The following is a 22,068-nucleotide window of genomic DNA, read 5'->3' as shown; positions in this document are numbered from 1 at the left end:
GACGCCGTCCATGACGCGTATTCTCCTGATCGTCGGCGGCGGGATCGCCGCCTACAAGGCCGCCGAGCTGATCCGCCTGCTCAAACGCGAGGGCCACGCGGTACGCTGCGTGATGACCGAGGCAGCGCATCATTTCGTCACGCCGATGACGCTCGCCGCGCTCAGCGAGGACAAGGTCTACACGACGCTGTGGGACCTCAAGGACGAGGCTGAGATGGGCCATATCCAGCTCAGCCGGCAGGCCGACCTGATCGTCGTCGCGCCGGCTACCGCCGACCTGATGGCCCGCATGGCCGCCGGCCTCGCGAACGATCTCGCGACGACGTTGCTGCTCGCCACCGACAAGCCGGTGCTCGTCGCGCCGGCAATGAACGTCCGCATGTGGGGCCATGCCGCGACCGTCCGCAACGTGGCGCAGCTTCGCGCGGATGGCGTCACGGTGATGATGCCCGACGAAGGAGCGATGGCGTGCGGCGAATACGGTCCCGGCCGCCTGCCCGAGCCGCCCGCGATCGGCGCCGCGATCGAGGCCTTGCTCTCGCCTGCACTGCCGAAGCGCCTTGCGGGCCGCCACGTACTCGTCACCGCCGGACCGACTCACGAGCCGATCGATCCGGTGCGCTACATCGCCAACCGCTCGTCGGGCAAACAGGGCTTTGCGATCGCCGCAGCGCTGGCACGGCTCGGCGCACGCGTGACGCTGGTCGCGGGCCCAGTGACGCTGCCGACTCCACATGGCGTCGACCGGATCGACGTCGAGACCGCGCGCGAGATGGCGCACGCGGTGGACGACGCGCTGCCCGCCGACGCCGCGGTCATGGTGGCCGCCGTCGCGGACTGGCACGTTGAGTCCGTCCCGCAGAAGATCAAGAAAGGCGATGCCACGCCGATGCTGACGCTCGCGGAAAATCCCGATATTCTCTCGACTTTGGCGCGTAGCCCGCACCGCCCTCGCCTGCTGATCGGGTTCGCCGCCGAGACCGAGCGCGTCATCGAACACGCCGTCGCCAAGCGTATCCGCAAGACCGCAGACTGGATCGTCGCCAACGACGTCTCGGGCGACGTGATGGGCGGCGCGGACAACAGCGTGCACCTCGTCACGGCCGCGGGCGTCGAGAGCTGGGAGCGCATGCCCAAGGACGCGGTTGCCGCACGACTGGCGGACCGCATCGCCGATGCGCTAGAAGCCGCATCATGATCCGTATCGAACTGAAGCGCCTGCCGCATGGCGAGGGCCTGCCTTTGCCCGCCTATGCGACCGAGGGTGCCGCCGGGATGGACGTCGTTGCCGCCGAGGCGTTGACGCTCGCCCCCGGCGACCGAGCCGCGGTCGCGACTGGTTTCGCGATCGCCATTCCCGCAGGCCATGAGGTGCAGATCCGCCCCCGCTCCGGCCTCGCGCTGAAGCACGGCGTCACCTGCCTCAACACCCCCGGCACGATCGACAGCGACTATCGCGGCGAAGTGAAGGTGATCCTCGCCAATCTCGGCCAAGCCCCATTCGAGATCGCACGCGGCGACCGGATCGCGCAACTGGTGCCTGCGGTCGTCCTCCGCGCGACGCTCGCGGAGGTCGCGACGCTCGACGACACCTCCCGCGGCACCGGCGGCTTCGGATCGACCGGCCGATGATCGCCGCGTTTCTCCTGCTGCTCCAGGCCGTCGCCCCGCCAGGCGTTGCGACGCAGGTCGCGCCGGCCGCACCATCTGCCGCCACGCCGACCGCCAGCGTTCCCCTGCCGCCGCAGGATTGGAACGGGCTGCCCATTCTTCCGATCCGCCGGTCCGCGACGATCCAGGCGAACACCTCGATGTACGTCCACGGCGAGGTGATGGCGGGACGCTGTGCGAAGGCGGTGCGGACCGCGCAGGGCTGGACGCTCACGCTCGACCTCGCCGTCCTCGCGACGCCGCAGGGCCGGTTTCGCCGCGTGACGCCGCGCGCGATCGATTGCCCGACGGTCGAGCAATATGCTGCCGGCGTACTCGTCGGTACGCCGCGCGACGCGATCGACCTCGACGATACGCAGACCGACACCTGGTATCGCACCAGCATGACCTTCACCTGGGCAGGCAGCTGAACCGCATGATGCTCTCCGACGACGAGCTCGTCCGCTACGCCCGACACATCGTCCTGAAGGAATTTGGCGGTACCGGTCAGGCGAAACTGAGGGCGGCCAGCGTTGCAGTCGTCGGCGCGGGCGGGATCGGCTCGCCCGCGATCCAGTATCTCGCCGCGGCGGGCGTCGGCCAGATGATCCTGATCGACGACGACAGCGTCGAGCCCTCGAACCTTCAGCGCCAGACGATCTTCACGACCGCCGACACCGGCCTCGCCAAGGTCGACGCCGCCGCCGCCGCCGCGCGCCGGATCAACCCGCATGTCGAGATCGTCGCGCATTGCATCCGGATCGACCCGACCAACGTCGCGGACCTGCTGGCCGGTGCGAATGTCGTCCTCGACGGCTGCGACAATTTCGCGACCCGGTTCTGCGTCGCCGATGCCGCCCAAGCGCTGCACATCCCGCTGGTCTCCGCGGCGGTCGGCCAGTTCGAAGGCCAGCTCGCCACCTATCGCGGGTGGGAAGCCGACAAGCCGTGCTATCGCTGCTTCGTCGGCGAAGATCCCGAACGGGCGGAGACGAGTTGCGCGGAGGACGGCGTGCTCGGCCCCGTCACCGGCGTCCTCGGCAGCCTCGCCGCGCTCGAAGTGCTCCGCGCCATCGCACCATTCGGCGACGACCAGGCGGGCAAGCTGCTGCTGGTCGACCTGCTAGTGCTGCGGTTCCGCACGATCCGGTTGCCCAAGGACCCCGGCTGCCTGCGGTGCGCCCTCGCCGATGATCTGAGCGACTCTACCAGCGCCTAGACCGGCGGCGAGCGAGGTTGGCAATTGACTCCGCCGCCGATTCTGCTAAGGCGCGGCTTCGTTCGGCGGGCTTGCTCGTCGAACTCCGTCCGAGACAGTGGGTGCAGCGGGTTTGCCGGTGCTTAATCTCCCACCTAGACGGGGAATGAGATTTTGCGGAGCGCCTCATGCGCCTGCCCTCTCCCATGCCCCATCGACGAGACACCCCGGAAGCGCGGGTTTGTCTGCGCCTCCGGTTAGTAACCGGGTCCATTGCGCAAGCGGTGAACCCGTAAAACGTGGAGAATGGCATGGATCGTGATCAAAAGACCGCGGCCGTAGCCGAGCTGAACCGCACCTTTTCCGAGGTCGGCGTCGTCGTTGTCACGCGCAACCTCGGCCTGACCGTCGCACAGTCCACTGTGCTGCGGAACAAGATGCGCGACGCCGGCGCGACCTACAAGGTCTCGAAGAACAAGCTTGCCAAGATCGCAATGGACGGCACCGACTATAGCTCGCTGGGCGACATGCTCACGGGTCCGGTCGGTCTGGCCAGCTCCATCGATCCCGTCGCGGCCGCCAAGGTGGTCGTGGAATTCGCGAAGACGAACGACAAGTTCGAAATCGTGGGTGGGGCGATGGGCGCGACGACCCTCGACGTCGACGGTGTGAAGGCGCTCGCAACGCTGCCCTCGCTGGACGAACTGCGTGCCAAGATCGTTGGCCTCATCGTGGCACCCGCCACGAAGCTGGCAACGATCACGCAGGCTCCGGCAGCGCAGCTCGCGCGCGTGCTTTCCGCCTACGCGGAGAAGGAAGCCGCCTGATCTTGCAGGCCTTTCGTTACCTTTTTGAACTGATGGGGCACGAGCCCCGAGATGGAGATTTATCATGGCAGACCTGAACGCGCTCGTTGAGAGCCTGAGCGAACTGACCGTTCTCGAAGCAGCTGAGCTTTCGAAGCTGCTCGAAGAGAAGTGGGGCGTTTCGGCCGCAGCAGCGGTCGCAGCACCGGCAGCAGGCGGCGGCGCCGCTGCTCCTGCAGCAGAAGAGCAGACCGAATTCGACGTCATCCTGACCGGCGACGGTGGCAAGAAGATCAACGTCATCAAGGAAGTCCGCGCGATCACGTCGCTCGGCCTGACCGAAGCCAAGACGCTGGTCGAGTCGGCTCCCAAGGCCGTCAAGGAAGGCGTGTCGAAGGACGAGGCAGCCAAGATCAAGGCTCAGCTCGAAGCAGCCGGTGCGACCGTCGAGGTCAAGTAAGCCGCAGCGGGAGAGACGGGCCATACTGGCCCGCACTCCCGCAAGGCCGGCCGGCGGCATTCATGCCGACCGACGAAGCAGGGGCTTTGCCCCTGCTGGCCGCAGCTAAGAAAAGGGCGGCCCCAGCGATGGGGTCGCCCTTTTTCGTGTCTGGTGATGGTGGGTCGTCCTGCGTACGCGGGCGTAGCGCGCGGAACCTGTGCTTCGATACGAGCCCTCGATACGCTTCTACGAAGCTACTCGGTCTCTACTCAGCACGAACGGGGAGAGCTAGCGACGTCTCGCCCCCCGCCCCCTTTAATTCACCGCTCGAACGTCGCCGCATGCGCCCGGGCAGCGACCGTCGTGAACATCTTTGCGGGGGCATCCAGCCAGAACGGCGCGAGCTTGGCGGAGTCGACGCGTTCGATGCCGACGACCCACGCGCGGGCGGTCTGCGCGTCGTCACCGGCAGTGGTGTAGAGGATATTGGTGGCGAGGACGGGGACGAACATCGGGCGGTTGGCAGCGGTCATGGTCTGGATCGCCTCGCGCGCGATCGCAACGACGGTGCGGATCGTGCGGGTCTCGCCAGGCGCCAGCGCGAACGGTGGCGTGGCCGGGCGGCCGATCGGGGCGGCGTTGAACTGGGCGAGGTCGGTGTCCTGACCAGCATGCGCGGTCAGCAGCGCGACGCCGGTGCGGATCGCTTCGGCGGCCACGGTGCCGGTGTTGGTGACGACGAGTTCGCACTCGACCGTCGCGCTCAACAGGTTGAGACCGGCGCGCAAGGGACGGAGGTCGCAGGTTACGCGAGCCCGCGGGACGGCAGGCGGCGGCGGTGGCGTTTTTGCCCGCGGTTCGAGGAATTTCGGCGCGGCCGCCGCGGCCACGGGGATTGCGACGGACGTAGCGGGCGCGACCGGGACCGCTATAGGCTCGATCGATGAGGCGGGGCCGACGGCGGGTTCCGGCGCAGCGGCGGGCTCAGGCGCGAACGGCTCCGGTGTCGGCTGGACGACGGTTTCAACCTCTACGCGGCCCTGCCTACGGCCGCGGGGTTTGCGGCGGAGCAGCCAGAGCGCGCCGATGACTACGATGACGACTGCGAGCGAAAGCCAGAGCGGCATCGCCCTGCCCGTCTCTGGTGCAGTGACCGTCGATTGTGTCGTTGCGTCGGGCGTGGGCGTAGGTTGCGGGACTGTGGGTTGCGGGGCAGCGACTTGCGGGCCGGACTTCGTCGATTGAGCTTCCGACGGCGGCGGGGCCGATGCCGGCTGGGGCGTAGGAGTCGCTATCGGCGCGGGTTCGGTGGAGTCCGATGAACGTGTCGGCTCGGTCGAGGTACCGGCTTGCGACGGTTCGGATCCGCTGCGCGCGGCGGGCCGTGTAACGACGGCTTTTTCCGCAGCAGCTTTTTCCGCGGCAGCTGGTTCCGCAGCGCGGGGACGCGATGCGCGGCGGGGCGCGGGCGTCTGGCTCGGCAGGACGATCGTCGGCGCGTCAGGGATCGGGACCGCGGTGCTGGTCTGCGGCGCTGGGTTCGCCAAGCCCTCCAGGCCACGGACCGGCGCGGTCTGCTCGGTCTGGGCCACTGCCGGACTGGCCGATGCGAGCATCGTCATGGTGGCGAGCAGGGCGGCCAGCGCCCCGCGATCGGTCGTCATCGTCGAAAATCCCCTGCGCGCATTGTTCGCGGCGTTGTGGCCGGGGAGGCTGAACGTGACCGGACGGCAACCCGCGTTGCGACGAGTTGCGCCTTGGTAGCGGTGAAACGTGGAGGGGTGACGCCGTCAAATATTAATCCTCCCCCGCCAGGGGGGCGCCGTAGGCGACGGAGGGGAGGACACGGAGCGGGCGTTATCGTTTCCTCCCCCTCCGTCTGGCAAGGGCCAGCCACCTCCCCCTTGCGGGGGAGGATCAAACGAGCCGAGTTTACTTTGGTGCGATGACCACAGCCCCGCTTTTCATGACGAAGCTGGGATGCTCTAGCTGGCGGACATCGGCGAGCGGATCGCCATCGACCGCGACCAGGTCACCGAAGCGGCCGGGCTGGATCGCGCCGACGTCTGCCGTCCTGCCGAGCGCCTGCGCCGCGCTGGAAGTTGCGGCCTGGATCGCCTCGATCGGCGTCATGCCCCATTCGACCATCTTGGCGAACTGCAGTGCGTTGTTGCCGTTGGGATAGACCCCGCCATCGGTACCGAAGAGCATCTTTACCCCGGCGGCGTGCGCGGCGCGGAAGGTCTGGCGCTGCTTGAGGCCGACCTGGCGCTCCTTCTCGAGGCTTTCGGCGAAGACACCGTTCTTCGCACCCTCGGCGAGGATATAGTCGTCGTCGTAGATATCCATGTCGAACCACGCGCCGCTGGCTTTCGCCAGGCGGAACGATTCGGCGTCGGCGAGGCTGGCGTGCTCGATCGTGTCGACACCCGCGCGCAAGGCGTCGTTGATGCCTTCGCTGCCGTGCGCGTGGACCGCGACCTTCATGCCGAGCATGTGCGCTTCCTCGACGATCGCCTTGATCTCGGGGAGGCTGATCTGCTGCGCACCGACGCTGTCGGTCTTCGACAGGACGCCGCCGGTCATGCAGACTTTCACCACCTCGGCGCCGTATTTGCGGATCGTCCGGACGGCGCCGCGGAATTCGTCGGGCGTGTTGGCGATCTGCGGGTGCGGCACCTGGATCGAGGGCGGGAATTCGGTCGCGTCGCAGTGGCCGCCGGTCGCGCCGAGCGCGTAGGTCGCGGGGACGATACGCGGGCCGGGAACGTAGCCCCGCTCAATGCCCTGTTTCAGCGCGACGTCGTCGTAATTCGCCGAGCCGACGTTGCGGACGGTGGTGAAGCCCGCGTCGAGCGTCTTGCGCGCATTGGCGACGCCGACGACGGTCCAGAAATTGTCGGTGAACTCAAGCGTACGATAGCCGCTGAGCGTCGGGTCGCTGGTCAGATGGACGTGCATGTCGATCAGGCCGGGGAGCAGCGTGCGGGCGCCGAGATCGACGCGTTCGGCGCCGACGGGGACCGCATCGCCCTTGCGCCCGACCGCGGTGATGCGACCGTCGACGATCGTCACCTGCGGGTTGTCGACGCGTTTGCCGGCGAGGACATCGATCATGTGCGCGGCGGTGACGACCACCGTTTTCGCGTCTGCGATTGTGGCGGTGGTGGCGAGCAGCGTCGCGGTTAGAATCGTAGCGATCTTCATGAAGTTATCCCCTTCCCCGAGTTGGGCTTTGTGTGCGTCACCAAGCGTGATCGGACAAGAGCGGGATCGATCCTCCCCCGCCAGGTGAAGGTGTCGCCGAAGGTGGCGGAGGGGAGGACACGCAACCCACGTGGCCGCTTACCTCCCCTCCGTCTGGCGAGTGCCCCCTGGCGGGGAAGGATCGTGCGGTGGCTGGCCCTGCCCTATTCTCGACACCGGTACAGGCCATCGGAGATGCTCCAGACGACGAGGTCGCCCCTGATGATGCTTCGCTTTCTTCCGTTCTGCGCACTGGCAGCCGCGCTCGTGCCGGCAACCGCGAACGCCGATCCCGCGCCGTTCGACCTGACCGGCCCGAGTCTGCGCGTCGGGGTGACGCATGGCACGACGACCTTGCCGATCGCGCAGGTGCCGAGGCTGGCGACCGGTGACCGCGTGACGATCGCGGCGGATTTACCGACCGGCAAGAGGGACGACGCCGAACGTTATCTGCTGGTCGCGGGGTTCCTGCGCGGCGCGACCGAGCCGCCACCGAAGTCGTGGTTCTTCAAGGCGGAAACGTGGAAGGCGAAGAAGGCCACGCTCGCATTGAAGGTGCCGGACGGCGCGCGCCAGCTGGTGGTGTTCCTGGTTCCCGACAGCGGCGGGTTCGATGCGGTTGTCTCGGCGGTGCGCAAACAGCCTGGTGCGTTTGTGCGTGCGGTACAGGATTTGGATCAGGCGTCGCTCGATCGCGCGCGACTCGATGCGTTTCTCGACGGGATCCATGCGCTCGAACGCACTCGGCCGGAGCGGATCGAGGCGGTATCGCCGCTGCTGTCGCGCAGCCTTTCGGTCAAGCTGAAGGCGGAGTGCCTCGATCTGACGGCCGATCTGCAGGCGTCGTGCCTGACGCAGAACCGCGAGTCGCTGCTGCTCGCGGATGGCCAGAGTTCGACGCTGGCCGATACGCTCGTCGGCGCGCCGACCGATCTGGCGTTGCAACTCAGCGCGACGCCGGCCGGCGGGCTCGGCTATTACAGTCCATATATCGGCGTGGTCCGCGATCTGGCGAAGATCTTCGGTGCGTTCCAGTCGACGCAGTTCCGCTACATCCCGGCGCTGGCGCGGGTCCGCGAAGACCGGATGGCGTTGCTGCTGAACGCGGCGCCGTCGTTCGCGAGCCCGAAATCGGTAATGGTCGTCGCGATGCCGGTGATCGAGACGGGCACGCCGCAGACGCCGACGCTGCGGCGCGCGGAGGCGGATCGGCTGGTCTGCGCGGCGAAGCCCGATCTCGTGCTGCCGGTCGAGGGTGCGCCGTTGATCTATGCGACGAAGTTCGCGCACGACATGAGCTTGCGCGTGACGACTCCGCAGGGGGGCGTGGTCGAGCTGCCGGTGCAGGCCGATGCCGAGCGTGGTGGCTATGTGCTCGATCAGGTCGGGATGCGGACTACCGGGCTGAGCGCGGTGACCGACGCGACGCTGCATGGACGCTGGGGCTTCACGCCATTCGACGGCCCGCGGTTCCGCTTGCAGGTGCCGAGCGCCGGTGGCTGGCAGATGGTCGATACCGACCCCGAGAATTTGGTGGTGGGGCGCGACAACCCGGTGGCGCTGGCCGGGCCAACGCCGAGTTGCGTCGAGGCCGTGACGCTGGTTGGTTCCTCCGGTGAGGTGCCGCTGGCGTGGACGACGAACGGCGACCGGATCGGACTGACACTGCCGCTCGGGAAGACAGCGCCGGGGAAGCTGACGCTGCTCGTGAAGCAATACGGGATCGAGGCGCCGGAGAAGATCGCCCTGACCGCGTTGGCCGAGGCGGGGCGGATCGATGGCCTGACGCTACACGCGGGCGATACGGCGGGGACGCTCGCGGGGACGCGGCTCGATCTGGTCGCGTCGATGACGGCCGACGGGGTCGCGTTCCAGCCGGGCGAAGTGGTGCGCGCGGATAAGGGCGATCTGCTGGGGCTCACCGCGGATGCGGCGCCGAATTTCGCGGCAGGTCAGACCAAGACCGCGCTCGTCACGCTGACCGATGGGCGCAAGCGGTCGGTAAAGTTCACCGTCGCCGCGGCACGACCCCAGGCGACTCTGATTGCCAAGAGTGTGGTTGCACCGCCCTCCCCGGCCTCGCATTGACCTTGGCGGGCGACACCGCAATCGCGCAGGATGCCCGGATCACCTTCTCGCTGCGCGCCGACGGGACCACGCGATTTGCGGCGGGGGATAGCGTCGAGATCGGGGCGGTCGCTGGTGGGCCGACGATGACCGTCGCGTCGGGGTGCGGGCTGACCGTACAGGATGAGCGGATCGCGGTAATCTCGGTCGAGCCTGGCAAGGCACTAGGCGTGTCCGCGCATGGGCCGCTGCGGTGGCGGCTGGTGCAGAACGGCGTCGCCGGCGACTGGGTGCCGTTGACGAGCCTGGTGCGGATACCTGCGCTGGCCGGGGTGACGTGCAAAGATGCATGCAAGCTGGCGGGGTCGGAATTGTTTCTGATCGAGTCGGTGGCGGGGAATGCCGGGTTTGCGGATGCCGTGCGGGTGCCAGAGGGGTTTCCAGGAGCAACGCTTGCCGTGCCAAAGCCGGTTGACGGGACTCTGTATCTGAAGCTGCGGGATGATCCGGGGGTTACGGCTACGGTGGCAGTGAAGGGCTAGCGTCCACCCCTGTGATCCTCCCCCGCCAGGGGGAGGTGGCGCCGAAGGTGACGGAGGGGGAGGACACGGAACATCCGTTTGCGCTTGCCTCCCCCTCCGTCTGGCAAGGGCCAGCCACCTCCCCCTGGCGGGGGAGGATCGCGAAGCCTGCGTATTATTACATCCCGCCACCGACGCTCACGGGATCAACCGATCAGCCCGCAGCTCCGCGAACAGATCGAAGAACGCGTCGTCGGTGGGCTGATATTCTCTGAACCCCAGGCGGCGGCTCTTGCCCATGTCCGTCACCACCTCGATCGGGCGGCCGAGATCGGCGTCGGTGTGCCAGGGCGATACGAGGCGCGACAGGTCAGCCTCGGCCAAACCTTCGCGCGCCGCGATCTCGCGCCAGATGCCCGCATCGTCCTTCATCTGCTCATCGAGCGTCAGCACGGTACCGTCGAAGGGTGCGGCCTCGATGCCGAACCACTCGGCGATCCGCCCCCACATCCAGCTCCAGCGGAAGACGTCGCCGTTGACGACGTTGAACGCCTCGTTGCGTGCCGCGGAGGTGGTTGCGGCCCAAATCAGGTGGTCCGCGAGCAAAGTCGCGCTGGTCATGTCGGTGAGGCCGTTCCACTGCGCGGCCGAGCCCGGAAAGCGGAACGGGCGGCCGGTCTCGCGGCACAAGGTCGCGTAGACCGCGAGCGTGGTGCCCATGTTCATCGCGTTGCCGACCGCCTTGCCGATAATCGTGTGCGGGCGGTGGATGCTCCAGCCGAAGCCGTCCCGCTCCGCCGCCTCGAACACGGCGTCTTCCTGCGCATAGTAGAAGTTCTCAACGTCGAGGCGGCCCTGCTCCTCGCGGAACGGGGTCTGCGGGAGTGCGCCCTTGCCGTACGCCTCGAACGGCCCAAGGTAATGCTTCAGGCCCGTCACCAGTGCAACGTGGTCGACGCTACCCGCTGGCGAGAGCGCGCCGAGCAGGTTGCGGACCATGCCGCCGTTGACCCGGATGTTCTCCGCCTCGCTGTCTTGACGCGACCAGGTGGCGATGAAGACCGCATCGGGTTTGAGGCCAGTGAGTGCTTTTTCGAGGCTAGCGGGATCCTGGAGATCAGCCGCGACCGGCTGCACGCCGTCCTGTTCGGTCGGGCGCCGCGCGAGTCCGTGGACGGTCCAACCCGCCTTCACCAACGCCGCGGCGGTCGCGCTGCCGACGATCCCGCTCGTTCCCACTACCAATGCCGTCCTGGCCATGTGCAATTCCCGTTATTCCTACGATCCTAAACGCGCCGTAATTTGGAAGGGATCCACCTTACGCCATTTGCGGTGGCGGCGGCCGGGCGATTGTCGCTATGGGGCGCGGATGACCGCATCGGATCTCCAGAGCCTGTTCGTCACCAACCTCGTCCGATACAATAGCGGCGATCGGCGGCGGTGGCGGCTGATCGTCGGCGACGTGAAGGTCTACAGCCTCGCAACGCACGCGCATTGCAACTGGGCGGTGACGCCGTCGGGCAGCGCAAGCGAGGTCGACGCGGTCGAGCGGCTGGCGGACCGGCTGCGCGAGGATCACCCCATCATTACCGCCGGCTGACGGCAGCATTTCTCAGGAGTAGACCATGGCGAAGCAATATTGGGCGCAGATCATCGAACTCGATGAAGAAATGACCGCCGCGACGATCCCCGGCGCGACCGATCACGAGGATGCGGCGGATTCGTTGGTGGCGGATTTCGTCGGTGCGATGGGCGGCGAGATCACCGAGGGCGCGGTCCGCGTCTGGGTGCAGGGCGGGGTGGAGAAGATCTACGACTGGAAGGCCGACTTCACGATGCCCGACATGGACGAGATGGGCGACGAGGACGAGATGGAGGTCGAGGGCGAGATCGAGCTGACCGAGCGGGTTTGATTTCGAGCGGCGGCTAAATACACGCGCCACCCCGGCGAAGGCCGGGGCCCAATTGGCAAGGTCGGCGGAACCGAGCGCCGCCGTCCATTAGCGACGTTGCCCAATTGGGCCCCGGCCTTCGCCGGAGCGGTTTTAAGGTACGGTTTGTCCTGCCGGGGCGAGTTCGTGCCAGGTGTGGCCGTCGTGCGCGAGCAGCGCATCGGCTGCGGCCGGGCCGAGCGTGCCGGCTTCGTAGGGCTCGGGCGCGCTGGTATCCTGCGCCCAGAGGTCGAGGAACGGTTGCACTGCGGCCCAGCCCGCCTCGATTGCATCCGCCCTCTGGAACAGGGTTTGGTCACCCACGAAAAGGTCGTAAATTAGCGACTCGTAGCCGGTCAGATGACCGATATCGAAGGCGTCGGCGTAGCGGAAATCTAGCGCGATCGGCGCGGTTGCGACTTCGAGTCCGGGGCGTTTGATGTTGATGTCCATGCTCAGCCCCTCGTCGGGCTGGATCTGGATGATCAGGCGGTTTGGCGGCAGCATGTCCGCCGCCGCGCCGGGGAACGACGCGAACGGCACCGGCTTGAAGGTGATCGCGATCTCGGTATCCCGGCACGTCATCGCCTTGCCGGTGCGCAGGTAAAACGGCACGCCGGCCCAGCGCCACGTATCGACCATCAGCTTCAGCGCGACATAGGTCTCCGTCCTGCTGTCGGGCGCCACGTCGGGCGAGGCGGTGTAGGCGGGGACGTCGACCCCCTTCACCTTGCCCGCGGTATATTGCCCGCGGACGCCGTTGCGCTTCGCCTTGCCGGGCGAATAGACGCGGACGGCTTTGAGCACCTTGCCCTTCTCGTTGCGGATCGCCTCGGCATCGAGAACTCGCCGGCGGCTCCATCGCGACCATCGACAGCAGCTGGAACAGGTGGTTCGGCACCATGTCGCGGAGTGCGCCGGTGCCGTCGTAGAACTTGCCGCGCGTGCCGACGTCGACCGTCTCGGCGGCGGTGATTTGGACGTGCGCGATACAGTCCGAATTCCAGACGCGCTCAATCATCATGTTGGCAAACCGCGCAGTCATAATGTTCTGGACGGTTTCCTTGCCGAGGAAATGGTCGATCCGGTAGACCTGCGCCTCCGACACGCGCGCGAGGATGCGCGCGTTGAGATCGCGGGCGGAGGCGAGGTCGTGGCCGAACGGCTTCTCGATCGCGATCCGGCGGAATCCGTGCGGCGTCTCCGCCATCAGGCCGTGGTCGGCAAGCTTGTCGACGATCGTCCCGAAGAACTTCGCGGGCACCGCGAAATAGAAGGCAACGTTACCGTTCACCCGCGCCTTGAGCTGCTCGTAGACGTCGTCCTTGGTGAAATCGCCCTGGAGATAGCCGACGCGGTCCTTGAGCCGCGCCCAGGCGTCGCCCTTCTCGCTATCGCCCTCGCCGCCCTTCGCATCGAAGCTGCCGAGCGCGTCGCGAAGCGACTGGTCGTTACCCTCGTCGATACCGACGCCGAGCACATGGAAATCGTTACCGACCAGCCCCAATCGCGTCATGTTGATCAGCGCCGGCATCAACAGGCGGCGGGTCAGATCACCAAAGGCGCCGAAGATCACGAGCGTCGTCGGCGGTGCGGGCTTCACGGACTTGCTCACGAATTCGCCTCGGACATGCATCGACCCTTTCTTCGGTGGTTCCTTCAAACAGCGTAGCGGGCGCCGATGTTCCCGGCACCCATTTCCAGGGTGGCATTTCCGGGTGTCATTTCAGGGTGGCGTTTCAGGTGGCGGTGAGGATGTTGTCCCCGAAGGCGCGCGCGTCGACCTCTGCCCAGTCGAGTTCCTCCTGCAGGCGGCGATACACGTCTTCGGCCACCTCGCCCTTGTCGCGCATCTGGTGCAGCACGACCCGCTGGCAGGCGATCATCTCGAGGTGGAGTTCGTCGAATTCGGAGGTCGCCTGCGGATCGTCGGCCTCGGCGGTGACCTTGCTGGCCGCGCCGTAGCGAAAGCGCAACGCGTCCGCCGCCTCGCCCGCACGCGCTGGTAGCACGGCAAGCCCGGCATCGATCAGTCGCTTGCGTGCGGGTGCGATCTCGTCGGCAAGCCCGGTGTCCTCGCCGAGATCAAGGCGGCGGATCAGCGGGCCCAGCGTCAGTCCCTGCAGTACGAGCGTGCCGATCACTACTCCGAACGCGGCCAGCACGATCAGGTCACGGCCCGGCACCGACCGTGGCAGCGCGAACGCGGTGGCCAGCGTCAGCAGGCCACGCATCCCTGACCAGGACAGGATCACCGACGCGTTCCACGGCGGCGGCTTGGGCAACCAGGACGGCGCATAGCGATTGGCGATACCGCCTTCGATGAAGCGGACGAGAAACACCCAGGCGATCCGCGTCGCCAGCACGGTGGCCAGGACCGCGGCCGCAAAGCCGATCGCGGGCCAACGCTCCGTGCTCGGCAGCCGGATCAGGATGTCGCGCGATTGCAGCCCCATCAGGGCGAAGGCGATGATGTTGAGGACGAGGACCGCTGCCGACCAGACCGCGGCGCTCTGCAACCGGTCGCGCGCGGGCTGTTTGATCGGGCGGCGCTGCGACACGATCATGCCGAACGTGACGACGCCGAGTACCGGCGAGATGTGGAGACGCTCGGCCATCAGCCAGATCCCGAACGTCACGGCGAAATCGGCGAGGCTTGCCCCCAGTGTTCGTGCGAACAGCGGCGTGACGCGAAGATACGCCCACGCCGCCAACGCACCGAAGACGATCCCGCCTGGCACCGCAGCGGCCAGCGCGAGCGGCGTGACGGGCGTATCCGAATGCGTCGCGAACGCACTGGCGAGCCCGAACAACAGCAACGCGGTGGCGTCGTTGAGCAGGCTTTCCCCCTGCAGCAGCAGCAGGCCGCGACGGGGAATGCCGACTTCGCCCAGTACCGCTTCGGACGCGGCCGCATCGGGCGGCGCGACGATCGCCCCCAGTGCGAACGCGGCCGCGAGCGGTAGCCCGCCGAGCGTCACGCCGACCAGCGCGACCGTCGCCGTGGTGACGAGCACCGCGAACACCGCCAGCGACAGGAGTGGGAACCAGAACCGCCGCAACGCGCGCGGACTGGTGTTGTAGGAGGCGTGAAGCAGCGCCGGGGCGATGAACAGCGCGAGCGCCAGATGCGGTTCGACCGCGATCTTCGGCGCGAACGGTAGCATCGCGAAGCCGAGTCCCGCCACGGCGAGCAACGTCGGATACGGGACGTTCAGCTTGCGCGCGAGGACCAGCAGGACCAGCGCGGCGAGCAGGATGATGTCGAGGGATTCGAAGAGTTGCACCGGGGCGCAACGGTCGGCGCCGCGCTATGGGCCCGATCGCTAGCCTGGCGACAGGGTCTGAGGCCAACCGCCATTCGCCACTTACGATCCTCCCCCTGACGGGGGAGGATCATTGGGTTAGTTTTGCGGGCGCGGGTCCGGGGACTGGGTCGTCGTTACCCCGCCGCCAAGGGCGCGGTAGAGTTCGACCGAGTTGCTGTCGCGGGTCAGGCGCGCGGCAAGCAGGCTTTGCTGCGCGGTGTAGAGCGAGCGCTGCGAGTCGAGCGTGTTGAGGAACGTGTCGATCCCCGCACGGAACCGCAGTTCCGACAGCTTGAACGCACCTGCCGCATTGTCGCGGAGCGAGGTCTGCGCCTGCAACTGCGCGCCGATCGTGCCGCGGCGGGCAAGCGCATCGGCGACTTCGCGGAAGCCCGTTTGGATGCTCTTCTCATAGGTGGCGACCGCGGCGTCGCGCGTCGCCTGGGCGTAGCGGAGATTGCCCTTGTTGCGGCCGAAGTCGAACAAGGTCTGGCTGACCGATGGCGCGACCGACCAGTTCTGCGATCCGTTGCCGAACAGGTTCGACAGCCCGAGGCTGATGGTACCGAAGGCGGCGGTCAGCGAGATGTTCGGGAAGAACGCCGCGCGCGCTGCGCCGATATTGGCATTGGCGGCGATCAGCTGATGCTCGGCCGATGCGATGTCCGGACGACGTAGCAGCACCTGCGACGGCAGGTTGGCGGGCAGGTTCTCCAGCGTCGGGCTGGTCGTATCGAGCCGGGCCGGCAGCATGTCCGCGGTCAGGGTCGTGCCCGCGAGCAGGTTCAACGCGTTCTGGTCCTGCGCGATCAGCGTGGTCGCGTCGGCGATGTCCGAGCGGGCCTGATCGTAGCTGGTGCTCGCCTGGCGCACTTCGAGTTCGGAGGCGATGCCGATCCGGAAGCGGTCCTGCGTCAACTTGACGGTCTGGCCGAACGCACGTTCCGTATCGCGCGCGATCTTTAGGCGATCCTGGTCGGCGGCCATCGTCAGCCACTGCGTTGCAATCTCGGCGATCAGCGACACCTGGGCGGCGTTACGGTTTTCCTCCGCCGCGAAATACTGTTCCTGCTGCGCCTGAGTGAGGTTGCGGACGCGGCCGAACAGGTCGATCTGCCACGCCGATATGCCGACGTTCGCCGAATAGATGTCGGCACGACCGCTCGAGACGACGCTGGACCCGGTCCCGCCAGTCCCGCCGCCGGTGCCGCCTGTGCCGGTACCGCCCGTGCCGGTTCCGCCGGTACCAGTACCGCCCGTTCCGGTGCCGCCGGTACCCGTACCGCCCGCAAGCCCGCCGCCAACCGCGCCGAACGGCGACTTCTGGTAGGTCGCGCTACCGCTTGCCGCGATCGTCGGGAAGAGGTTCGAGCGCTGGACGCTGTATTGCGCGCGAGCCTGCGCCACGTTGGCGACCGCGACGCGGAGGTCGCGGTTGTTTTCCAGCGCGGTGCGGATCACGCGGCGCAGGCGGTCGTCGGTGAAGAACACCTCCCACGACGTGTCCGCTGGCATGATCGCGCCCGCCGCGTCGGTGGCGGCATAGGCGGGCCCTGAAGGCGTCGCCGCCGGCACCGACAATTCGGGCCGGACGTATTTCGGGGCGAGATTACAGCCGGCGAGCGTGAGCCCGGCGGCGAACGTCAGCGTGGTGTGGCTGGAGATCTTGGTCGAGAACATCTGGATCAGGCCTCCTGCGGCCGCTGGTCGTGGGGGGCGTGGTGCCGCCGTCACGGTTGTCGTCACGGTTGCCGTCGGGATCGGGCACCTGGTCGCGGTCCTGCCCCGAGCCGGCCTTGTCCTGCTTGAAGACGCGCTTCACGAGCAGGAAGAACAGCGGCACGAAGAAGATCGCGAGGACGGTCGCGGACAGCATACCGCCGACCACCGCCCAGCCAATTGCGTTCTGACCGCCGGCGCCGGCACCGCTCGACAAGGCGAGCGGCAACACGCCGAAGATGAACGCGAACGACGTCATCAGGATCGGGCGAAGGCGAAGCTTGGCCGCCTCGACCGCGGCATCGGCCGCGTTCATCCCGTCGCCCATCTTCTCCTCGGCGAACTCCACGATCAGAATCGCGTTCTTCGCCGCCACACCGATTGTCGTGATCAGCCCGACCTGGAGATAGATGTCGTTGTTGAGCCCGAAGATCATCGCCGCGCCGACCGCGCCGAGGACGCCGAGCGGCACCACCAGCAGGACGGCGATCGGGATCGACCAACTCTCGTACAGTGCCGCGAGGCAGAGGAACACGATCAGCAGCGACAGCGCATAGACCGTGGTCGACTGGCCACCCGACAGGTTTTCCTCGTAGCTGAGGCCGGTCCATTCATAGCCGATGCCGGGCGGCAGCTTGGCCGCCATCTCCTCCATCGCCTTGATCGCGGTGCCGCTGCTGACGCCCGGCGCTGGCGAACCCATGATCTCGAACGAGGCTACGCCGTTGTACCGTTCGAGTCGCGATGGCCCGTAGTTCCAGCTCGTCGTCGAGAAGGACGAGAACGGCGCCATCGCGTTGCTGGTCGTGCCGCGGACGTAGAAGTTACCGAGATCGGCGGGCGTCGTGCGGAACGGTGCGTCGGCCTGCACGAACACCTTCTTCACGCGACCGCGGTCGATGAAGTCGTTGATGTACGCGCCACCGAACGCGGTGCTGACGGTGGTGTTGATGTCCTGCTGGCTGAGGCCGAGTGCCCCTGCCTGCGCCTGGTCGACGTTCAGTTTCAGCTGTGGCGCATCCTCCAGGCCGTTCGGGCGGACCTGCATCAGGCGCTTGTCCTGGCTGGCCATGCCGAGCAGCATGTTGCGCGCTTCGAGGAGTTTCTCGTGACCGACGCCGGCATTGTCCTTCAGCATGAAGTCGAAGCCGTTGGCGTTGCCGAGTTCCTGCACGGCGGGCGGCACGAAGCCGATCACCATGCCGGCCCGGATCCCGGCGAGCGCCTGGTTGGCGCGTGCCGCGACCGCGGCGACGCCGTTCTCCGCGCCGCTACGATCTTCCCAGGGCTTCAGCTGGATGAAGGCGATACCGACATTCTGGCCCTGGCCGACGAAGCCGAAGCCGCTGATCGTGAAGATACCCGCGGTGTTGGCCTTCTCGTCGATCAGGAAGTGATCGCGGACCTTGTCCATCGTCCGGGCGGTCTCCTCCATCGGCGTACCCGACGGCATCGAGACCTGTGCGAACATCACGCCCTGATCTTCCTCGGGGAGGAAGCCCGACGGCAGGCGGACGAAGATGAAGGCCATCGCGACGACGATCACGGCATAGACCAGCATCGTGCGGACCCAGCCCTTCTCGACGCGGCGCAGGCCGTTGCCGTACTTGCCGACACCCTTGTCGAAGGTGCGGTTGAACCAGCCGAAGAAGCCCTTCTTCTCGCCGTGGCCTTCCTTGGCGGGCTTCAGGATCGTCGCGCAGAGCGCGGGCGTCAGGATCAATGCGACCAGCACCGAGAGCGCCATCGACGAGACGATGGTGATCGAGAACTGGCGGAAGATCACGCCGGTCGAGCCGCTGAAGAACGCCATCGGCAGGAACACCGCCGACAGCACGAGGCCGATGCCGACCAGCGCGCCGCTGATCTCGTCCATCGACTTCTTGGCGGCTTCCTTCGGGAAAGCCCTTCCTCCTGGATCAGTCGCTCGACGTTCTCGACGACGACGATCGCGTCATCGACGAGCAGGCCGATCGCCAGCACCATGCCGAACAAGGTCAGCGTGTTGATCGTGAACCCCGCGACCTGGAGCACGGCAAGCGAGCCGAGCAGCACGACCGGGACCGCGATCGTCGGAATCAGGGTCGCGCGGAAATTCTGGAGGAACAGGAACATCACGAGGAAGACAAGGACGATCGCCTCGATCAGCGTGTGGATGACCTGCTCGACCGACAGCCGTACGAACGTCGAATTGTCGATCGGGAACGCGACCTTGACGTCGGGCGGGAACTGCTTGGCGATCCGGTTGACCTCGGCCTTGACCAGCTTGACGGTATCGAGCGCGTTCGCACCCGGTGCCAGCTTCACGCCGAAGCCTGCCGCCTGCTTGCCGTTATAGCGCGCCTGGAAGCTGTAGTTCTCCGAGCCCATCTCGACGCGCGCGACGTCCGACAGGCGCACGGTCGCGCCGCTGGTCGCCGAGCGGACGATGATCGCGCGGAACTGTTCCGGCGTCTGCAGGCGCGACTGGGCGGTCACGGTCGCGTTGAGCGACTGACCCTTCACCGCCGGCAGACTGCCGACTTGCCCCGCCGAAACCTGTGCGTTCTGCGCGGTCAGGGCGGAGGTGATGTCGGTGACGGTGACGCCGAGGTTCGACATCTTGAACGGGTCGACCCAGATCCGCATCGAATATTGCGCGCCGAACACCTGCGTGTCGCCGACGCCCTTGATGCGGCTGAGCGGATCCTGGAGCTTCGAGGCGATCATGTCGCCGAGATCGACCTGGTCGTGGTCGCCGTTTTCCGAATAGGCGGCGATGATGAGCAGGAAGTTCGCGGTCGCCTTGGTCACGCGGAGACCGGCCTGCTGCACTTCCTGCGGCAGGAGCGGAGTCGCCTGTTGCAGCTTGTTCTGCACCTGGACCTGCGCGATGTCGGGATCGGTGCCCTGCTCGAAGGTGAGCGTGATCGCGAGGTTGCCCGAGCCGTCCGAGGTCGAGGCGAAGTAGCGAAGGTTATCGATGCCCTTCATCTGCTGCTCGATGATCTGCGTCGTCGTGTTCTCGAGCGTCTGTGCGTCGGCGCCCGGATAGGACGTCGCGACCGTCACCTTGGGGGCGGCGATCTCAGGGAACTGCGCGATCGGCAGCGACCGGATCGCGAGGATACCGGCCAGCATCAGGATGATGGCGATGACCCATGCGAAGATGGGTCGATCGATGAAATAGCGTGACATGGGCGGTTACTTCCCGGCCTGCGCGGAACTGTTGCTGGTCGCACCGGACGCGTCGCCGCCTCCGGGTGCAGCGCCGGGCGCACCGGCGGGCTTGGCGACCTGCTGAGGGGCGGCGGGCTTGACGGTCGAACCCGGGCGCAGATTGAGCAGACCCTCGACGATCAGCTTGTCACCGGGCTTCAGGCCGCTGGTGACGATCCACTTGTCGCCGATGACGCGATCGGTCGTCACGTTACGCTGTTCGACCTTGTTCTGCGCGTTGACGACCAGAGCGGTCGCACCGCCGCGCGGATCGCGCGTGATGCCTGCGGTCGGCGCCATGATCGCCTGGGCGCGCGTGCCCTCTACCAGTTTCGCGCGGACATACATGCCCGGCAGCAACAGGCCGTTGGGGTTCGGGAAGCTCGCACGCAGCGTGACCGCGCCGGTGGTCTGGTCGACCGTGACTTCGGAGAATTGCAGCCGACCCTCGATCGGATAGGTGCTGCCGTTCGGGAGGATCAACTGGACGCGCGCGCTGCCGTCGCCGCGGGTCACGCCGCCGCTTGCCATCGCCTGCTTGAGATCGAGCAGCTGCGCCGCGGACTGGACGACGTCGACATACACGGTGTTGGTGCGCTGGATCGTCGCGAGCGGATCGGTCTGGCCGGTCTGAACCAGCGCGCCGACGGTGACGAGCGACCGGCCGATGCGGCCCGAGATCGGTGCCTTGATGCGCGTGAAGCCTAGATTGACGCGCGCCGACTGGACCGCCGCCTGCTGCGCTGCAACATTGGCGCGAGCCTGTTGTGCGGAGGCATTTGCGTTGTCTGCTTCCTGCTTGCTGACTGCGTTCAGCTGTACGAGCTGGCCGTAGCGCTGCGCCTGAAGACGGGTCGCGTTGATCTGCGACTGGGCCGCGCCGAGCTGGCCCTGCGCGCTGGCGAGCGCCGCGCGGTAGGGGGCGTCCTCGATCGCGTAGAGGACCTGACCCTTGCTGACCATCGCGCCCTCGGTGAAGAGGCGATCGCGGACCACGCCGCTGACCTGCGGACGGACTTCGGAGGTTTCTACCGCGGCGATACGACCGGGAAGCTCGGAGGTGAGGACGACCGCTTCCTCGCCAACGGTGACGACGCCGACGGTCGGTGTGGGCGGAGGCGGCGGAGCCTGCTCCTTGCCGCAAGCCGACAGCAGGGCGAGCGCGAAGAGCGCCACCGATCCCTTGAGGTTCAATTGCTGCATGTTAAGCATCCCGACGTCCGTGCAGATTAGGTTCACCGGAATGAACGTTCATTCCGCTTGCTTGCCCGCTAGGATTGTGCGAGCGGCCGGTCAACCAAAAAACGCGTCGGGAATATAGTTTTGAGTGCAGTGCAGCATGAGATGGGAAGCCGGGAGCGCATCGTCGCCGCAGCTCGTCATCTGTTTGCGACCCAAGGGTTTCACCAGACGCCGATGTCCGAACTGGCCGTTGCGGCGGGTGTGTCGGTCGGTCAGATCTATCGCCTGTTTACCGGCAAGAACGCCGTGATCCAGGCGATCGTGATGGAAGATGCGGCGGCGAAGATGGCCGAATTGCAGACGATGAACGACTCGGTCAAATCGGAACGATTCTCGATCGAAGAAGGGTTCGTCGAACTGGCACGGCGTGCGTTGTCGAAGGGTGACGAGGCGCTCTCGTTCGAGATCATGGCAGAGGCGCATCGCAATGCCGACGTCGCCGACACGATCGCCGACCTGTGCCGCGATTTCCGGCGGATGATCCGCGAGCTCGCCTGCGTCGCCAACCCGGACTTGCAGGAGAATGAACTGGAAGGCGCCGAGGAGCTGATTCTCGCCTTCATGTTCGGGCTCGGCCACCGGACCCTGTCGCGCCCGCGGCTGTCCGAGGACCAGACGGCGCGGCTGACGGGACGGATGATCCTGGCCGCGGTACGCGCTCTATAGGTGCGACGTTTGCGAGCACGATGATCGCTCCTACATAGCCCCTGCCCCCGACCGATGCGGGGCGGACCACGGCT

The 22,068-nt window shown here is 66.9% G+C and carries 19 protein-coding genes and 2 pseudogenes; 12 read left to right on the top strand and 9 right to left on the bottom strand.

The annotated features are described in order from the left end of the window. Positions 1-10: 10 nt before the first annotated feature. The 6 genes from coaBC to rplL all read left to right on the top strand — a co-directional run bounded on the left by coaBC (position 11) and on the right by rplL (position 4,114). A complete protein-coding gene (gene coaBC, locus QP164_RS01605) occupies positions 11-1,198 on the top strand; it encodes a bifunctional phosphopantothenoylcysteine decarboxylase/phosphopantothenate--cysteine ligase CoaBC (RefSeq protein ID WP_333921909.1) in 1,188 nt (395 codons plus the stop codon). Then, positions 1,195-1,632: a dUTP diphosphatase gene (gene dut, locus QP164_RS01600; protein WP_333921908.1), complete on the top strand. Its 438-nt coding sequence runs from the start codon at positions 1,195-1,197 to the stop codon at positions 1,630-1,632. The genes coaBC and dut overlap by 4 nt, the downstream gene beginning before the upstream one ends. After that, positions 1,629-2,081: a hypothetical protein gene (locus QP164_RS01595; RefSeq protein ID WP_333921907.1), complete on the top strand. Its 453-nt coding sequence runs from the start codon at positions 1,629-1,631 to the stop codon at positions 2,079-2,081. The genes dut and QP164_RS01595 overlap by 4 nt, the downstream gene beginning before the upstream one ends. A gap of 5 nt (positions 2,082-2,086) precedes the next feature. Beyond that, on the top strand, positions 2,087-2,869 hold the full coding sequence (locus tag QP164_RS01590; RefSeq protein WP_333921906.1) for a HesA/MoeB/ThiF family protein: 783 nt from the start codon (positions 2,087-2,089) through the stop codon (positions 2,867-2,869). Positions 2,870-3,159: 290 nt separating this feature from the next. Next, positions 3,160-3,675 (top strand): 50S ribosomal protein L10, encoded by a 516-nt coding sequence (gene rplJ / locus QP164_RS01585; RefSeq protein WP_055879768.1) that lies wholly within the window; start codon positions 3,160-3,162, stop codon positions 3,673-3,675. 64 nt (positions 3,676-3,739) lie between these two features. Next, positions 3,740-4,114 (top strand): 50S ribosomal protein L7/L12, encoded by a 375-nt coding sequence (gene rplL / locus QP164_RS01580; RefSeq protein ID WP_031392842.1) that lies wholly within the window; start codon positions 3,740-3,742, stop codon positions 4,112-4,114. A gap of 302 nt (positions 4,115-4,416) precedes the next feature. Here the strand turns inward: rplL and QP164_RS01575 are convergent, their stop codons facing one another. Further along, on the bottom strand, positions 4,417-5,223 hold the full coding sequence (locus tag QP164_RS01575; RefSeq protein WP_333921905.1) for a hypothetical protein: 807 nt from the start codon (positions 5,221-5,223) through the stop codon (positions 4,417-4,419). A 181-nt stretch (positions 5,224-5,404) separates the two neighbouring features. Here QP164_RS01575 and QP164_RS01570 point away from each other — a divergent pair, with 181 nt between their 5' ends. Beyond that, positions 5,405-5,860: a hypothetical protein gene (locus QP164_RS01570; protein WP_333921904.1), complete on the top strand. Its 456-nt coding sequence runs from the start codon at positions 5,405-5,407 to the stop codon at positions 5,858-5,860. 168 nt (positions 5,861-6,028) lie between these two features. On the opposite strand, the gene QP164_RS01565 is transcribed toward QP164_RS01570, so the two are convergent. Beyond that, positions 6,029-7,303 carry a Xaa-Pro dipeptidase gene (locus QP164_RS01565; protein WP_333921903.1) on the bottom strand — a complete coding sequence of 425 codons (1,275 nt, stop codon included), beginning with the start codon at positions 7,301-7,303 and terminating at the stop codon, positions 6,029-6,031. 261 nt (positions 7,304-7,564) lie between these two features. Between QP164_RS01565 and QP164_RS01560 the strand changes: the two genes are divergently transcribed. Both QP164_RS01560 and QP164_RS01555 read left to right on the top strand, forming a co-directional pair. Then, positions 7,565-9,430: a hypothetical protein gene (locus QP164_RS01560; protein WP_333921902.1), complete on the top strand. Its 1,866-nt coding sequence runs from the start codon at positions 7,565-7,567 to the stop codon at positions 9,428-9,430. Between the two features lie 2 nt (positions 9,431-9,432). Further along, positions 9,433-9,951, top strand: coding sequence for a hypothetical protein (locus QP164_RS01555; protein ID WP_333921901.1), 519 nt, complete (start codon positions 9,433-9,435; stop codon positions 9,949-9,951). Between the two features lie 177 nt (positions 9,952-10,128). Here QP164_RS01555 and QP164_RS01550 read toward each other — a convergent pair whose 3' ends face one another. After that, positions 10,129-11,190: an SDR family oxidoreductase gene (locus tag QP164_RS01550; protein ID WP_333921900.1), complete on the bottom strand. Its 1,062-nt coding sequence runs from the start codon at positions 11,188-11,190 to the stop codon at positions 10,129-10,131. 109 nt (positions 11,191-11,299) lie between these two features. Here QP164_RS01550 and QP164_RS01545 point away from each other — a divergent pair, with 109 nt between their 5' ends. After that, the gene (locus QP164_RS01545) at positions 11,300-11,530 is read left to right on the top strand and encodes a hypothetical protein (RefSeq protein WP_056047557.1); all 231 of its coding nucleotides are present in this window, start codon (positions 11,300-11,302) and stop codon (positions 11,528-11,530) included. Between the two features lie 25 nt (positions 11,531-11,555). Beyond that, positions 11,556-11,843 (top strand): hypothetical protein, encoded by a 288-nt coding sequence (locus tag QP164_RS01540; protein ID WP_333921899.1) that lies wholly within the window; start codon positions 11,556-11,558, stop codon positions 11,841-11,843. Positions 11,844-11,975: 132 nt separating this feature from the next. Here the strand turns inward: QP164_RS01540 and QP164_RS01535 are convergent, their stop codons facing one another. From QP164_RS01535 to QP164_RS01510, 6 genes and pseudogenes are all read right to left on the bottom strand, one after another. Continuing rightward, positions 11,976-12,668 (bottom strand): hypothetical protein, encoded by a 693-nt coding sequence (locus QP164_RS01535; RefSeq protein WP_333921898.1) that lies wholly within the window; start codon positions 12,666-12,668, stop codon positions 11,976-11,978. A 97-nt stretch (positions 12,669-12,765) separates the two neighbouring features. Beyond that, positions 12,766-13,377 (bottom strand): annotated as a pseudogene (locus QP164_RS01530) (glucose-6-phosphate dehydrogenase); the annotation flags it as partial. Between the two features lie 223 nt (positions 13,378-13,600). Next, positions 13,601-15,148: a cation:proton antiporter gene (locus QP164_RS01525; RefSeq protein WP_333921897.1), complete on the bottom strand. Its 1,548-nt coding sequence runs from the start codon at positions 15,146-15,148 to the stop codon at positions 13,601-13,603. A 117-nt stretch (positions 15,149-15,265) separates the two neighbouring features. Continuing rightward, a complete protein-coding gene (locus QP164_RS01520; RefSeq protein WP_333921896.1) occupies positions 15,266-16,849 on the bottom strand; it encodes an efflux transporter outer membrane subunit in 1,584 nt (527 codons plus the stop codon). Next, positions 16,779-20,065 (bottom strand): annotated as a pseudogene (locus tag QP164_RS01515) (efflux RND transporter permease subunit). The gene QP164_RS01520 and the pseudogene QP164_RS01515 overlap by 71 nt, the downstream one beginning before the upstream one ends. 6 nt (positions 20,066-20,071) lie before the next feature. Further along, positions 20,072-21,289, bottom strand: coding sequence for an efflux RND transporter periplasmic adaptor subunit (locus QP164_RS01510; protein WP_333924154.1), 1,218 nt, complete (start codon positions 21,287-21,289; stop codon positions 20,072-20,074). 141 nt (positions 21,290-21,430) lie between these two features. Here QP164_RS01510 and QP164_RS01505 point away from each other — a divergent pair, with 141 nt between their 5' ends. Beyond that, a complete protein-coding gene (locus QP164_RS01505; protein ID WP_333921895.1) occupies positions 21,431-21,994 on the top strand; it encodes a TetR/AcrR family transcriptional regulator in 564 nt (187 codons plus the stop codon). The last annotated feature ends 74 nt before the right edge of the window (positions 21,995-22,068 follow it).

The sequence above is a fragment of the Sphingomonas sp. LR59 genome, assembly GCF_036855945.1.
Taxonomy (GTDB): Bacteria; Pseudomonadota; Alphaproteobacteria; order Sphingomonadales; family Sphingomonadaceae; genus Sphingomonas.
The sequence above is the reverse complement of the archived record's forward strand: the minus strand, read 5'-3'. Positions and strand labels throughout refer to the sequence as shown.

What these genes read in the sequence shown, in the direction of transcription:
- coaBC (WP_333921909.1), top strand. Translation starts at nt 11, where the DNA reads ATGACGCGTATTCTCCTGATCGTCGGCGGCGGGATCGCCGCCTACAAG.
- dut (WP_333921908.1), top strand. Translation starts at nt 1,195, where the DNA reads ATGATCCGTATCGAACTGAAGCGCCTGCCGCATGGCGAGGGCCTGCCT.
- QP164_RS01595 (WP_333921907.1), top strand. Translation starts at nt 1,629, where the DNA reads ATGATCGCCGCGTTTCTCCTGCTGCTCCAGGCCGTCGCCCCGCCAGGC.
- QP164_RS01590 (WP_333921906.1), top strand. Translation starts at nt 2,087, where the DNA reads ATGATGCTCTCCGACGACGAGCTCGTCCGCTACGCCCGACACATCGTC.
- rplJ (WP_055879768.1), top strand. Translation starts at nt 3,160, where the DNA reads ATGGATCGTGATCAAAAGACCGCGGCCGTAGCCGAGCTGAACCGCACC.
- rplL (WP_031392842.1), top strand. Translation starts at nt 3,740, where the DNA reads ATGGCAGACCTGAACGCGCTCGTTGAGAGCCTGAGCGAACTGACCGTT.
- QP164_RS01575 (WP_333921905.1), bottom strand. Translation starts at nt 5,223, where the DNA reads ATGCCGCTCTGGCTTTCGCTCGCAGTCGTCATCGTAGTCATCGGCGCG.
- QP164_RS01565 (WP_333921903.1), bottom strand. Translation starts at nt 7,303, where the DNA reads ATGAAGATCGCTACGATTCTAACCGCGACGCTGCTCGCCACCACCGCC.
- QP164_RS01560 (WP_333921902.1), top strand. Translation starts at nt 7,565, where the DNA reads ATGATGCTTCGCTTTCTTCCGTTCTGCGCACTGGCAGCCGCGCTCGTG.
- QP164_RS01550 (WP_333921900.1), bottom strand. Translation starts at nt 11,190, where the DNA reads ATGGCCAGGACGGCATTGGTAGTGGGAACGAGCGGGATCGTCGGCAGC.
- QP164_RS01545 (WP_056047557.1), top strand. Translation starts at nt 11,300, where the DNA reads ATGACCGCATCGGATCTCCAGAGCCTGTTCGTCACCAACCTCGTCCGA.
- QP164_RS01540 (WP_333921899.1), top strand. Translation starts at nt 11,556, where the DNA reads ATGGCGAAGCAATATTGGGCGCAGATCATCGAACTCGATGAAGAAATG.
- QP164_RS01520 (WP_333921896.1), bottom strand. Translation starts at nt 16,849, where the DNA reads ATGTTCTCGACCAAGATCTCCAGCCACACCACGCTGACGTTCGCCGCC.
- QP164_RS01510 (WP_333924154.1), bottom strand. Translation starts at nt 21,289, where the DNA reads ATGCAGCAATTGAACCTCAAGGGATCGGTGGCGCTCTTCGCGCTCGCC.
- QP164_RS01505 (WP_333921895.1), top strand. Translation starts at nt 21,431, where the DNA reads ATGGGAAGCCGGGAGCGCATCGTCGCCGCAGCTCGTCATCTGTTTGCG.